Genomic DNA, 12,791 nt, shown 5'->3' on the forward strand with positions numbered 1-12,791 from the left:
AACTGTGCCAAGCCTATCCGCAACTATATCAGACTGTCGCATCTATACTCAAGAAAAATTTCTACACACTCTTGCTATTTTTTTTATTTTGTAAACCACTTAATTCTGCTCTTTGGCCAAAACCTTTGGTGGATGAGTCATTCTGCGTTCAGCCAACACATCACTGACCGTTTTTATACAATATCCCTGATTGCGCAATAAATGAATGATTTGCGGCAAAGCTTGTGCTGTTTCCGCTGTCGGATGCATGAGAATCATCATGCCTGGTGTCAACTGTGAACGAACACGCTCGAGAATAACAGCAGGGCGGGGATGTTTCCAATCCACAGTATCGGCTGTCCAAAGAATAACCGTCGTTTGACGATGCCGGGCTAATTGCACCAGTCGCTCGTCATAACTGCCTGACGGTGGAGCGATGATTCGGCTATCAACACCGAGTTGAGTATAGAGTATCGTATGTGTGACATCCAATTGACGGCTTAACTTTTCCATACTCAATTGGCGAAAATCAGGATGGCCTGTCCCATGGCTACCGATATCTTGGCCTTCTTCCACTAATTTGCGAGCTAAAGTAAGATTTTTCTTGACCCAAGCTCCGTCAAGAAAAAAAGTGGCTCGCACGCCTTCTTTATGCAAAGTTTCAATCATGGATGGAAGATACTCTTCTCCCCATGAAACATTAATCATCAGCGTAGCTGATTTTTCAGTCGCAGGTGCACGGTAAACTGGAGCCGGTGGCAATTTCTCCAAATGCTCCGTGGGAGCAACAGATTGCCATTGCAAGTGATACTTCCCGTCAGTTGCCGAAGCGGTCAGCCGCTGAGAAGCTGGAATATCAAGCTGCCAACCCGACAGACCGGGAATTCCTTTCCAAACACGATCGATGCGGGCATTTGTTGGTGCTTGGCCAAACTCTTTATTCAATCGCACAAAATCATCTGTCGTTGTGGGAACAGCCAGAACTGTTGGATGGATACAAGTCATCAGGCAGCATAAAGCTGCTACAGCTCTGGCTGCGATGTGTGAAGCGCGTAAAAAAGACACCTCTCATCCCTCGCTTTCGTGAGTCTCTCGGTTTTTCGGAAGAAAAGACCCACTGCTTTCAAGTACTGTCGAGGATAAGGTGCCCAAAAATGCTTCCATTCACACAAAGGTTGATACAAAATGAATCACAAATTACAGAGAAGCCATATCCGATTCATTCTTTAATGCTTCCTTGCGAGAGAGGTTCAGCCGGCCTTGTGCATCAATTTCTGTTACTTTCACAGTCAGCGGATCGCCCACTGAACAAACGTCCTCTACTTTGTTGACACGTTGCATATCCAACTGAGAAATGTGCACCAGTCCCTCTTTACCAGGCAAAATTTCCACGAAGGCACCGTATTTTTCCACACGGGTTACTCGGCCTACATAGGTTTGGCCGACTTCTACTTCGCGAGCAATATTCTCAATCGTCTGTTTGGCACGATGAGCCATTTCCGCATCCATACCGTGAATAAAGATTCGTCCATCTTGCTCAATATCAATTTTTACGCCAGTTTCTTCAATAATTTTGTTAATCACACGACCACCAGGTCCAATCACATCACGAATCTTATCTGGATGAATGCGCATGGAAAGCACGCGCGGTGCATATTGCGATAATTCTGGACGCGGCTTAGAAATGGCTTCCATCATTTTCTGCAGTATAAAAAGACGGCCCACACGCGCCTGCTGTAAAGCTCGCTCTAGAATTTCGCGATTGATACCAGCAATTTTGATATCCATTTGTAAGGCAGTGACGCCTTTTTCGGTCCCAGCTACCTTAAAGTCCATATCACCAAGATGGTCTTCCATACCTTGGATGTCCGTCAAGATGGCTACGTCTTCACCTTCTTTGACAAGTCCCATAGCTATCCCGGCTACGGGTGCTTTGATAGGCACTCCCGCATCCATCAGGGCCATCGTACTGCCACAAATGCTTGCTTGAGAGGTCGATCCGTTAGATTCCAATATCTCAGAGACCACACGAATCGCGTAAGGGAACTCTTCAGGTGATGGAATCACAGCGTCAAGAGCCCGCTCACCAAGTGCGCCATGACCAATATCGCGGCGGCTCGGCGCGCGCAATGGACGTGCTTCACCCACACTAAAGGGAGGAAAATTGTAATGATGCATATAGCGATTGGAAGCTTCTAACTCTAAACCATCCAAAATTTGCTCATCACCCATGGCGCCAAGTGTACAAACCGATAACGCCTGCGTCTGCCCCCGAGTAAAAAGACCGCTTCCATGGGCTCTCGGCAAAACTCCAACCTCACAAGAAATCGGTCGAATTTCATCCAGCTGACGTCCATCGGGCCGCAAACCTTCTTTAAGAATCGCTGTGCGAACTTCTTCTTTGAGCAAATCGTGCAAGATTTCGTCCATCCAGGCCTCGTCTTCCGGATATTGCTCAAGAAGTTTTTCTTTGACACTCGTATTGACGGTGGCAATGTTATCTTCACGTGTCTGCTTGTCCGGATGGCGTACAGCAAGACGCAATTGTTCACCAAGAACTTCACGAATAGCTTGTACCAATTCCGCAGGAGCTTGACGCAAAACAACTTCGCGCTTGCTCACGCCCACTTTTTCAGCGAATACCTGAATTTCAGCAATAATCGCCTGAATATGTCGGTGTCCAAATAAAATAGCCTCAAGCATTTGCTCTTCAGGTACTTCTTCAGCACCTGCTTCAACCATGACAATGGCGTCTTTGGTGCCAGCGACCACCAGATGCATTTGGCTTCGAGTCGCTTCTTCAACAGATGGATTGAGAACAAACTGACCATCAATCAGCCCTACAATCACACCAGCAATCGGTCCATCAAAAGGAATGTCTGAAATCGTAAGCGCTGCTGATGTACCAATCATTGCAGTGATTTCTGGGGCACAGTCTTGATCGACTGACATGACGAGATCGACCACTTGCACTTCATTGCGAAAACCTTCAGGAAATAATGGACGAATGGGGCGGTCAATCAGCCGTGAAGCGAGTATCGCTTTCTCACTGGGACGGCCCTCTCGTTTAATGAATCCTCCAGGAATCTTACCGACTGCATAAAGACGTTCCTCGTAATTAACAGTCAATGGGAAAAAATCAAGATCTTTTGGCTCTTTTGAAGCCGTCACTGTGGCCAGAATCATGGTATCTCCATATCTGGCATCAACAGCCGCTGTTGCCTGTTTGGCCATTTTGCCAGTTTCCAGTACAAACTTGCGACCGGCGACCATAAACTCATGCCGCACAACCATACAACAATTTTCCTCCTCTATCCTGTCGTTGTTATTTCTATCCAGGATTACATTTTGTGCAATTGAACGATGGATTTACAAGCTAAACGAACAATGCAGACGCATGCAAAACAAGCGGGCCTTAGCCCGCTTGCAATCTATCTGCGCAATCCTAGCGTCTGAATCAACTCACGATATCGATTGACATCTTTCTTGCGAAGATAGTTCAGCAAGTTTCTACGATGACCAATCATTTTATACAAACCGCGACGGGAGTGATGGTCTTTCTTGTGTTCACGAAAATGTTCGGTCAGATAATTAATTTTTTCAGTAAGAATGGCAATCTGAACTTCTGGACTTCCTGTGTCTGAATCATGCAGGCGAAATTTCTCGACAATTTGCTTCTTTTGTTCATTAGTTAACAAAATAACCTCTCCTCTGTTGGCTCACGAAATCCCTCCTGCCGAAGCTGCCGTCAGGAGCAAACGAACAACTGCGACAGAGTTCCATTCTCATGTGAGCTAAATCAATGTCAATGACTCACAAAATATAGCACACTCCAGCAACTTCGTGCAATCTCAGGAAGAGGGCGATCACGATGTTTGTCCCATACCAAGCATTTCCCTGGCTATCTGCACGTCCTCACGAATCTGTGTTTCCAACTCTGCAAGTGACGCGAATTTCTTCTCATCGCGAATTCTGCGCAGAAATTGTATACGCAAGGTCGAGCCATACAAATCCCCTGAGAAATCGAGCAGATGAACTTCTAGTTTCTCGGCCACACCATCGACTGTCGGTCGTACGCCAAGATTGGCCACGCCAAACCAATGTCGACCCGATGTCGCATAAGGAGCCGTATCGACCGCTACTACATATACCCCGCGCTTTGGCAAAACATAACTGTCCAGCTTCCCTATATTGGCTGTTGGAAAACCGAGTTCTCTTCCTCGCTTGTCCCCTGTCTCCACCAAACCCGTAACACCATACGGACGTCCGAGCAAAGCTTCTGCAGCTTCCACACGTCCAGTTTGCAAATGTTTGCGAATTTGAGAAGACGAAACCTTTATACCATTTTCTTCTACATGGTGAACGACGTTGACCGGAATATTGTGTGGCTGACAAAGCTTAGCTAATTCTTCAGCTGTCGCTCGCCCACCCTGGCCAAATCGAAAGTCATGCCCTACAACTATGCTCTTCGCTCCGAGCGGAAGAAGGTAATTGGCGAGGAATTCCTCTGGGCTGGTATTCATAAAAACCTGATTAAAATGTGCCAAATAAAGACGTTCTACACCAAATTGTTCGAGCCAATATGTCTTTTCCGGCAATGGTGTAAGGAGACGCAAATATTGTTCGTCCCCTGTCAACACGTATGTAGGATGAGGTTGAAAACTCAAGACTGCCACTTGACCTGCTCGAGAGTCAGACGCAAGCTCTACACGAGCTTTGGCAAGAATGGCCTGATGCCCAATATGCACGCCGTCAAACTTGCCGATGGCCAGTACACAGGGAGATAAAATCTCTCCAGCAGCAAAAGACGGCCCTTCAATGTCTATCCGTTGCAACATTTCTATTCACCTCTTTTCCAAAAAACTTTCTGCGGTTTCAATATCCACACGCCCGTTCGTTCCTGAATCGGCGTTGCACTAGCAACCAATCGTCCACCGCATGTCAAAAACACGGTTTCCGTCCAAACATGACTATTGCCTTGCACATAACGCAATTTCTGGCCACAGGCCAAACGCTCTGCCTCTGGCAGAGAAACCTCTAATTGTTGATAGTGCTTCAGCGCGTCAAGCGGATGACGAAGATATTTTAATCGTTGCTCATCTCCCAAAAGAGTAGCTAATGGTATACATTCTTCAATATCCATACCACTTGCCATCGTGCGGCGCAAGCTGCGAAGATGGGCTGGGACACCAAGCAGCCGTCCAAAATCTCTACACAGGGAACGAATGTACGTCCCCGCACTGCAAGTTACTTGAAACTGCAAAAGCCACGTTTCACCCGTGTTGTCTGATTCTGGCGCCACATGAAATTCGAGAATTCGCACTTGCCGCGTAGGTGGATTGAAATCAGCTCCTGAGCGGGCCAAGTCATAGGCACGTTGCCCAGCTATATGCACTGCCGAATAACGAGGTACTTGTTGATCAATGATACCCATCAGACAACTGGCGGCTCTTTCTGCCTCTTGCAAGGTAAGGCCCTGGGTTGAACCGATTTCCAACACTTGACCTTCAGCATCATCCGTGCTGGTACCAACGCCAAGCAACAAGGTGCCCGTGTAAGTTTTGTCGCTCCCAGTCATATATTCGAGTAATCGCGTAGCTTCTCCCAAACACAAAAGAAGTACGCCCGTTGCAGCCGGATCGAGCGTACCTGCATGTCCTACACGCCGAATGCCATAAGCGCGACGTACTCGTTGGACCACATCATGCGAAGTTATACCAGCTGGTTTGTCAACAGGCAACAAACCCCAACTCATGCCAATCCAGCCTCCGCGAGCGCTGCTTCAATCGCAGCAGACACTTTATCCATAGCAATATCAAGCGTGTCCATGATCACACAACCTGCTGCCCGAACATGACCACCGCCGCCAAATAGTTGCGCTACTCGTGAAACATCAACTCGCCGTTTGGAACGAAGCGAAACTTTAACTGTACCTTCCTCTGTCTCGCGAAAGAGCATCCCTACTTCAACCGTATCAATCGAGCGGGCAAATCCTACCAAGCCTTCCACATCGTCATCGTTTGCACCTGCACCATCCAACATACCGCGCGTAACATAAATCGCAGCATAGAGGCCATTGCGCGAGACTGTCAAATTAGCAAGCGCCATCTGCAACAGATGCATTTGTGCGGCCGAACGCGATTCCAGCGCTGGTTCAGCAATATCATAAGGTTGAACACCTGCCGCTAATAATTCTGCGGCAATTTGGTGCACAGCTTTTGTTGTATTCGGTTGGATAAACCCCGCCGTGTCAGTCAGAATTCCGGTGTAAAGAGCCGCAGCTAGAGACTGCTGCATCGGTTGTTGCAATTGTTGAGCTAAATAGAAGATCAATTCACAAGTAGCCGCGGCGTCAGCATCCACATAATTGGCTATCCCATAACGCGGATTCGTACGGTGATGGTCAATATTGACAATCGTCGCCTGATTGGCAATCCAACCATGCAGCCCTTGAAAACGCATCTCGTCTGCGCAGTCAACGGCAATTACATGGGAAAAACGCTCGCCTGCAAAATGGGAGGCAAGTTGAGCCTTCCCAAAAAACTCCAGATAATCAAAGCGACGCGGCAAAACTGTCTCTGTCAGGAAAGTCCATTTTTTACCCAGTTGCTCAAGAATATGGGCGATGGCTAAAGCACTGCCAATCGCATCACCGTCTGGCCGCTCATGTGTCACAATCAGCCAATTGTCGCCATTTTTCATAACTTCCACTACATGCTGTATATCGTCGGTGAATTTGGGATTTGGCAGGATTGCCATTCAGTTGTTCCCCTTTCCACCTTAGTCATTCTCACTTGTCCGAAATTCTTGATTCAAATGGTTATTAGAAACTTGTCCCCCAGCCGCTTCGGAGGATGGACGCGAATCTTCCAAAGACTTAAGCACTGTCTGAATATGGGCGCTGTATTCACCGGAATCGTCAAGTTTAAAAATGATTTCCGGGGCTAACCGAAGATGTAGACGGCGAGCAATTTCTCCCCGCACAAAACCAGCTGCTTTATGCAGCGACTGTAAAACTTCTTCTTTTTTAACCACGTCGCCAAACACACTGACATACGCTTTTGCGTGCTGCAAATCTCCAGCCATGTCTACCCTGGTCACCGTAATAAAACCGAGTTCTTGATTTTTTAAGTGATTTTGCAAAATATCCGCCAATTCTTTTTTCATCTGCTCACCTACGCGAGCTACGCGGATTTTACTCAAATGCCATCTTCCTTTCAGCCCGTGGTATGGGCAGGCCGAAAACGGCATGCGAATTCGGCTCTCCAACTTGCGTCCCAAACCTGCCGGTTAGCTCAATGTACTTTTAGAGCCTCCATTTTGAAGGCCTCTATGACATCGCCAACCTTAATATCGTTAAATTTCTCTAGTGTAATACCACATTCAAAGCCTGTTTGAACTTCCCGAGCGTCGTCTTTGAAACGCTTCAAGGTATCCAGAGCACCTTCGTAAATTACCACACCGTCACGAACGAGACGAGCTTCCGCATCACGCGTCATTTTGCCATCCGTAACATAGCATCCCGCAACCGTACCCACGCGAGAAATGGTGAAAACTTGACGCACTTCCGCATGACCAAGAACGACTTCCTTATATTCAGGATCAAGCATACCTTTCATGGCCGCTTCAAGTTCTTCTATAGCGTTGTAGATGACCCGATAGAGACGAATATCCACTTTTTCCGCTTCCGCCGCACGTTTTGCGTTAACATCAGGACGCACATGGAAACCTATGATAATGGCGTTTGAAGCACTCGCCAGCGAAACATCGGATTCCGTAATCGCACCCGCACCACGATGAATCACTTTTACGCGCACGCCTTGCACTTCAATTTTCTCAATCGCTCCTACAAGCGCTTCGACAGACCCTTGAACATCCGCTTTGACAATCACATTTAACTCTTTGACATTTCCTTCCTGAATCTGGCGATACAAATCATCCAGCGTGACACGCGATGTACTGCTCATAGCTTCCGCTTTTTCGCGGTTCAAACGCTTTTGGACAAGAGCTCGCGCCGCGCGCTCTTCATCATAGACAACAAACAAATCGCCTGCGCTAGGCACATCACCTAAGCCCTGAATTTCGACGGGTGTTGAAGGGCCAGCATCTTTCAAACGACGGCCCCGATCGTCAACCATGGCTCGTACGCGGCCAAAGCTGGTACCTGCCACAACAATGTCGCCAACTTTGAGTGTTCCGTTTTGCACCAACACGGTGGCTACCGGACCGCGGCCTTTGTCCAATTTTGCTTCAATGACCGTACCTCGTGGACGGCCATCCGGATTGGCTTTTAAATCCTGCATATCAGCAACAAGCAGGACCATTTCAAGCAAATCGTCAAGACCTTCTTTTTTCAAAGCGGAGATGTTGACAAAAATCGTATCGCCGCCCCATTCCTCAGAGACCAAACCGTACTGCGTCAACTCTTGTTTAATGCGATCAGGATTAGCATCCGGTTTGTCAATCTTATTGATGGCCACCATTATGGGCACATTGGCAGCTTTGGCGTGATCGATAGCTTCAATCGTCTGCGGCATGACACCATCGTCTGCTGCTACAACCAAGATGGTAATATCCGTGACCTGCGCCCCGCGAGCACGCATGGTTGTAAAAGCTGCGTGACCAGGGGTATCCAGGAACGTGATGAGCCTATTGTTAATTTCCACTTGATAGGCACCGATATGCTGTGTAATACCGCCAGATTCGGTTGCTGTTACACGACTTTGACGAATCGCATCCAGCAATGTGGTCTTACCGTGATCGACATGACCCATGATGGTGACAACCGGAGGACGGGTAATCAGATTTTCCGGTTTTTCTTCTTCCATCAGCATATCCAATGCTTCTTCATCTACTGGTTCTACCACACTGAGTTTAATCTGATATTCATCAGCAATCAGTTCCATAGCGTCTGTGTCAATTTCCTGGTTGATGGTAGCCATAATTCCCAGGAAGAGCAATTTCTTAATGATTTCAGACGCCTCACGACGAATCAATTTGGCAAAATCACCAACTGTCATTGGACCTTCTACCGTTACCTCGGTAGGAAGTTCCACCTTGCGCTGTTCGCGCTGACCTGTTTTGCGGCGCGCGCGCAATTTCTCCTCATTAAACTGTTCTTTTCGATCGCGATTAAAATCTGGACGATTTTTTTCCCGCTCTTTACGAGAAGGCGCCGCGCCTTTCTGAGGAGCAACTGCTGCTACTGTTGCGCTACCACCTGAACGGCCACCGCCAAATCCTCCACTGGGTCGACCAGCACCTGCAAAAGCACCAGGACGATCGGAACGATTGCCAGGCCGAGCAGTTCCGCCCCCTGGAGAACGCCGATCGCTCGCAGAACGCTGATCTTTGTCGCGACCAAACCCACCGGAGCGGTTGCCGCCGCCGTCTCGCTGGCCGCCATAACCACCGGAGCGGTTGCCGCCGCCGTCTCGCTGGCCGCCATAACCACCGGAGCGGTTGCCGCCGCCGTCTCGCTGGCCGCCATAGCCACCAGAGCGGTTGCCGCCGCCGTCTCGCTGGCCGCCATAGCCACCAGAGCGGTTGCCGCCGCCGTCTCGCTGACCACCATAGCCACCAGAACGATGTTCACTACGCGATGGAGCCGATTGGTTTTCAGAACTTTGGGCAGATCGCGAGGCAACTGCATTCCCATTCCTGTCGGAACGTTGTTCAGATTTCTCAGAGTTGTACGTATCGGTTGTCAAATCTCTACCTCTTGTTCCAGCATTTGCATTCCTGCCTTCGACACTGCGCTGAACGTCAGCGGATTGCCCACTTGCTTCAGTCGATAGCTCTCTTACAGTAGATTTAGCCACTGTTCCCGATTCAGCGTTAGGAGCATCTTTGCTGCTTGATTTTGGACGATCTGCACCAGAGATATGGGCAGAAGTGGATGTATTCTGATGCCTTTCATCCATGCGTTCCCTGCCCATTTCATTGGCAGAACTTGATTCCGCAGCGTGTTCTCGCTGTTTCTGCTTATCACGCAATTCTTTCTCAACTTCCGAAGCATGCCGTTTCGCAGCTCTCTGCTTGACATCCTGGAAGAATTGTTCTACTTTTTGCACCATTTGATCGTCCATCACACTCATGTGATTAGCAACCGGCTCGCCAACGCGTGATAGTATCGTTAAAATTTCCTTACTCGACATATTTAATTGTTTTGCATATTCATACACTCTCAGTTTTGTCAAACAATACACCCCCGTCTGATTCCCCTAACGCATTTTGTAAAGATGCTGCAAACCCGGGGTTGGTTACAGCAACGACAACAACTTGTGAACGCCCGAGCGCCTCGCCTAACTCTTTGCGACTTAACGATTGAACTAACGGTTTATGATAAAACGCGCATTTATCGCGTATTTTCTTTGTTACATTTGTTCCTGCGTCAACAGCCAGCCAAACTTGCAAAGCGGAGCCTGCTGCCAAACCGGCAAGTACAGCATCCGTACCTACCAGAAGCGCACTTGCTCGTCTTGCAAGCCCTAATTGTTGTAAACAGCGATTACGGTCAAACGTCCGGTTTGGCAACAGACCCCGCCTCCCTGGGCATGCTTTCCTCTAACTTCTCGTATACATCGTCGGGAATGGAGGTTTTCAGCGCCCGTTCCAGCGATTTTCGTTTGCGAGCCGTTTGCAGGCAACTGAGCTGTCGACAGAGATATGCTCCTCGTCCATTCATTTTCCCACGCATATCAAGTTCGATATGACCTTCAGGCGTTAAAACCACACGCAATAAATCAGCTTTGGGAAAACTCTCCTGACAACCTACGCATTTTCGCAGTGGAACTTTCCGCACTTTCATCCACCATCACCTCGCGACTATTCCGACTTCTCTCGCATTTCTGCCCTTAAAAAATTATCCGCACCAAGCAGTTGGGCATCAGGGTTCTGTCAACCAATCATCGGACAGCGTAACCACAGATTCTTCTTCATCCAGTTCTGAAAAGAGACCGATATCAGAAGCCTGTTGCTCACTCTTAATATCGATTTTCCAGCCTGTCAATTTGGCGGCTAATCGAGCGTTTTGCCCCTCTTTGCCAATGGCCAAAGATAGTTGATAATCCGGAACAATAGTCCGGGCAACTTTTTCTTCTTCGATAATCTGAACATCCAACACCTTGGCAGGCGCTAATGAATTGGCCACAAACTCAGCTGGATCTTCACTCCATTTGACGATATCAATTTTTTCTCCATGCAGTTCATTGACTACTGCCTGCACACGCGAACCGCGGCTGCCAACACAGGCTCCTACTGGATCCACTTCAGGATTGCGGGAGTGAACCGCAATTTTCGAACGGTAACCAGCCTCACGTGAAATCGCACGAATCTCTACAATTCCCTCAAAAATTTCGGGAACTTCCAATTCAAAAAGCCGTTTCAGTAAACCTGGATGAATACGGGAGAGAACAATCTGCGGTCCTTTCGTCGTACGCTCTACACGAGCGATAAAAGCACGCACTCGATCTCCTTGTTTGAACTGGTCGGTTGGCATCACTTCTGTATGTGGCAATACTGCCTCTGTCTCGCCAAGATTAACATAAAAATTGCGAGCGTCTTGACGCTGAATGATTCCATTCACAATCTCTTCTTCTTTATCAGCAAATTTCCCGTAAAGGGCAGTCCGCTCTGCCTCACGAATGCGTTGCGTAACTACCTGCTTGGCTGTCTGGGCAGCAATGCGTCCAAAATCCCGAGGTGTTACTTCAATCTCGACCACGTCACCCACTTGATAGTTGGGATTCATATCACGGGCAGCTTCAAGCGAAATTTCTAATCGACTATCCGTTGGTGATTCCACAACTTCCTTGCGAGCAAAAACACGAACTGTTCCTAATTCACGATGAATATCGACTCGAGCATTGGGAGCAGAATTAAAATTACGCTTATATCCAGAAATCAAAGCCGCCTCAATGGCCTCCAACAATATTTCTTTGTCAATCCCTTTTTCTTTGGCTAACTGATTCAACGCTTCTATAAACTCAGCATTCATTTGACACCAATCTCCCCCTGATTCGACCGCTTTGAGCCAACCAGTTCACATTCTCTTCATTTCCGGTATGGAGAGCGTTTATTGATACACTCACAGCAGCGGAATAAATTATAGCCAGACAGAAAGTCTGGCTGACGCCACTTTGGAAACCGGCAAAATAACACGTTTTGCTACAGTTTTATCCATGTATTCCACTTCTAGTTCCTGCTCATTGTATGAAAGCAAGGTGCCGTCAAATGTTTTTTGACCTAGAAGAGGTTCGTATAGGCGAATATGCACACGCTCTCCAACAGCTTTATAAAAGTCGGCTGGCTTTTTTAAAGGACGCTCGGCACCTGGCGACGACACTTCCAAGAAGTACGAGTTAGGAATCGGATCAACCCTATCCAATTCATCCGAAAGCTGCTCGCTAACATGGCTACAGTCATCAATATCCACGCCGCCTTCTTTGTCGATATAGACGCGCAGGTACCAATTAGAACCTTCTTTACGGTACTCTACTTCCACGAGTTCCACGCCCGCTTGTTCCACAATCGGCAGCGCCAACCGCTCCACAATGTCGGTTACGCGTTCATTCGCCACATGATTTCCTCCTCCATCACGTCACCTGTGACGGTCACGCAAAAAGCCCGTTGCATAAGTCAGAGAGTGGGTTGCCCCACTCTCCGCACGAAAGCCTATACGAAGCCTAACATTCGCATTATATCACCCGTCAAATAATGCCGCAAGCCATTTTCATTGCAGTAAGTCACAGAGCATGGTATGTTGGAGAGCGGCAGAGACAGGAGTATGTATTAAGGAGAGAAATTTTAAA

The 12,791-nt window shown here is 48.1% G+C and carries 12 protein-coding genes; all 12 read right to left on the reverse strand.

The window, feature by feature from the left end:
* Positions 1–99: 99 nt before the first annotated feature.
* Positions 100–1,044, reverse strand: a complete 945-nt coding sequence (locus FY534_RS08480; protein WP_203114304.1) for a polysaccharide deacetylase family protein — start codon at positions 1,042–1,044, stop codon at positions 100–102.
* Positions 1,045–1,176: 132 nt separating this feature from the next.
* Complete coding sequence (gene pnp / locus FY534_RS08485; protein ID WP_203114305.1) at positions 1,177–3,273, reverse strand: polyribonucleotide nucleotidyltransferase; 2,097 nt, start codon at positions 3,271–3,273, stop codon at positions 1,177–1,179.
* A 137-nt stretch (positions 3,274–3,410) separates the two neighbouring features.
* Entirely contained in the window at positions 3,411–3,680 is a 270-nt protein-coding gene (gene rpsO, locus FY534_RS08490; RefSeq protein ID WP_072874083.1) for a 30S ribosomal protein S15, read from the reverse strand.
* Positions 3,681–3,845: 165 nt separating this feature from the next.
* Positions 3,846–4,817: a bifunctional riboflavin kinase/FAD synthetase gene (locus tag FY534_RS08495; protein WP_203114306.1), complete on the reverse strand. Its 972-nt coding sequence runs from the start codon at positions 4,815–4,817 to the stop codon at positions 3,846–3,848.
* A 2-nt stretch (positions 4,818–4,819) separates the two neighbouring features.
* Positions 4,820–5,734 carry a tRNA pseudouridine(55) synthase TruB gene (truB, locus tag FY534_RS08500; protein ID WP_072874085.1) on the reverse strand — a complete coding sequence of 305 codons (915 nt, stop codon included), beginning with the start codon at positions 5,732–5,734 and terminating at the stop codon, positions 4,820–4,822.
* Entirely contained in the window at positions 5,731–6,738 is a 1,008-nt protein-coding gene (locus FY534_RS08505) for a DHH family phosphoesterase (RefSeq protein WP_203114307.1), read from the reverse strand. Before FY534_RS08505 ends, truB begins: the two co-directional genes overlap by 4 nt.
* Positions 6,739–6,759: 21 nt before the next feature.
* The gene (gene rbfA, locus FY534_RS08510; RefSeq protein WP_203114308.1) at positions 6,760–7,230 is read right to left on the reverse strand and encodes a 30S ribosome-binding factor RbfA; all 471 of its coding nucleotides are present in this window, start codon (positions 7,228–7,230) and stop codon (positions 6,760–6,762) included.
* 44 nt (positions 7,231–7,274) lie between these two features.
* Complete coding sequence (infB, locus tag FY534_RS08515) at positions 7,275–10,136, reverse strand: translation initiation factor IF-2 (RefSeq protein WP_203115574.1); 2,862 nt, start codon at positions 10,134–10,136, stop codon at positions 7,275–7,277.
* Positions 10,137–10,155: 19 nt separating this feature from the next.
* Positions 10,156–10,515 (reverse strand): L7Ae/L30e/S12e/Gadd45 family ribosomal protein, encoded by a 360-nt coding sequence (locus FY534_RS08520; protein WP_072874087.1) that lies wholly within the window; start codon positions 10,513–10,515, stop codon positions 10,156–10,158.
* Positions 10,496–10,789: an RNase P modulator RnpM gene (gene rnpM / locus FY534_RS08525; protein WP_072874088.1), complete on the reverse strand. Its 294-nt coding sequence runs from the start codon at positions 10,787–10,789 to the stop codon at positions 10,496–10,498. The genes FY534_RS08520 and rnpM overlap by 20 nt, the downstream gene beginning before the upstream one ends.
* Positions 10,790–10,867: 78 nt before the next feature.
* Positions 10,868–11,977: a transcription termination factor NusA gene (nusA, locus tag FY534_RS08530; RefSeq protein ID WP_203114309.1), complete on the reverse strand. Its 1,110-nt coding sequence runs from the start codon at positions 11,975–11,977 to the stop codon at positions 10,868–10,870.
* Positions 11,978–12,085: 108 nt separating this feature from the next.
* Complete coding sequence (gene rimP / locus FY534_RS08535) at positions 12,086–12,559, reverse strand: ribosome maturation factor RimP (RefSeq protein ID WP_203114310.1); 474 nt, start codon at positions 12,557–12,559, stop codon at positions 12,086–12,088.
* Positions 12,560–12,791 lie beyond the last annotated feature (232 nt).

This window comes from Alicyclobacillus sp. TC (genome assembly GCF_016804365.1).
Classification (GTDB): domain Bacteria; phylum Bacillota; class Bacilli; order Alicyclobacillales; family Alicyclobacillaceae; genus Alicyclobacillus_I; species Alicyclobacillus_I tolerans.

Coding starts and splice junctions, on each gene's coding strand:
- pnp (WP_203114305.1), bottom strand. CDS start 3,273: ATGGTTGTGCGGCATGAGTTTATGGTCGCCGGTCGCAAGTTTGTACTG.
- FY534_RS08495 (WP_203114306.1), bottom strand. CDS start 4,817: ATGTTGCAACGGATAGACATTGAAGGGCCGTCTTTTGCTGCTGGAGAG.
- truB (WP_072874085.1), bottom strand. CDS start 5,734: ATGAGTTGGGGTTTGTTGCCTGTTGACAAACCAGCTGGTATAACTTCG.
- FY534_RS08505 (WP_203114307.1), bottom strand. CDS start 6,738: ATGGCAATCCTGCCAAATCCCAAATTCACCGACGATATACAGCATGTA.
- rbfA (WP_203114308.1), bottom strand. CDS start 7,230: ATGCCGTTTTCGGCCTGCCCATACCACGGGCTGAAAGGAAGATGGCAT.
- infB (WP_203115574.1), bottom strand. CDS start 10,136: ATGTCGAGTAAGGAAATTTTAACGATACTATCACGCGTTGGCGAGCCG.
- rnpM (WP_072874088.1), bottom strand. CDS start 10,789: ATGAAAGTGCGGAAAGTTCCACTGCGAAAATGCGTAGGTTGTCAGGAG.
- nusA (WP_203114309.1), bottom strand. CDS start 11,977: ATGAATGCTGAGTTTATAGAAGCGTTGAATCAGTTAGCCAAAGAAAAA.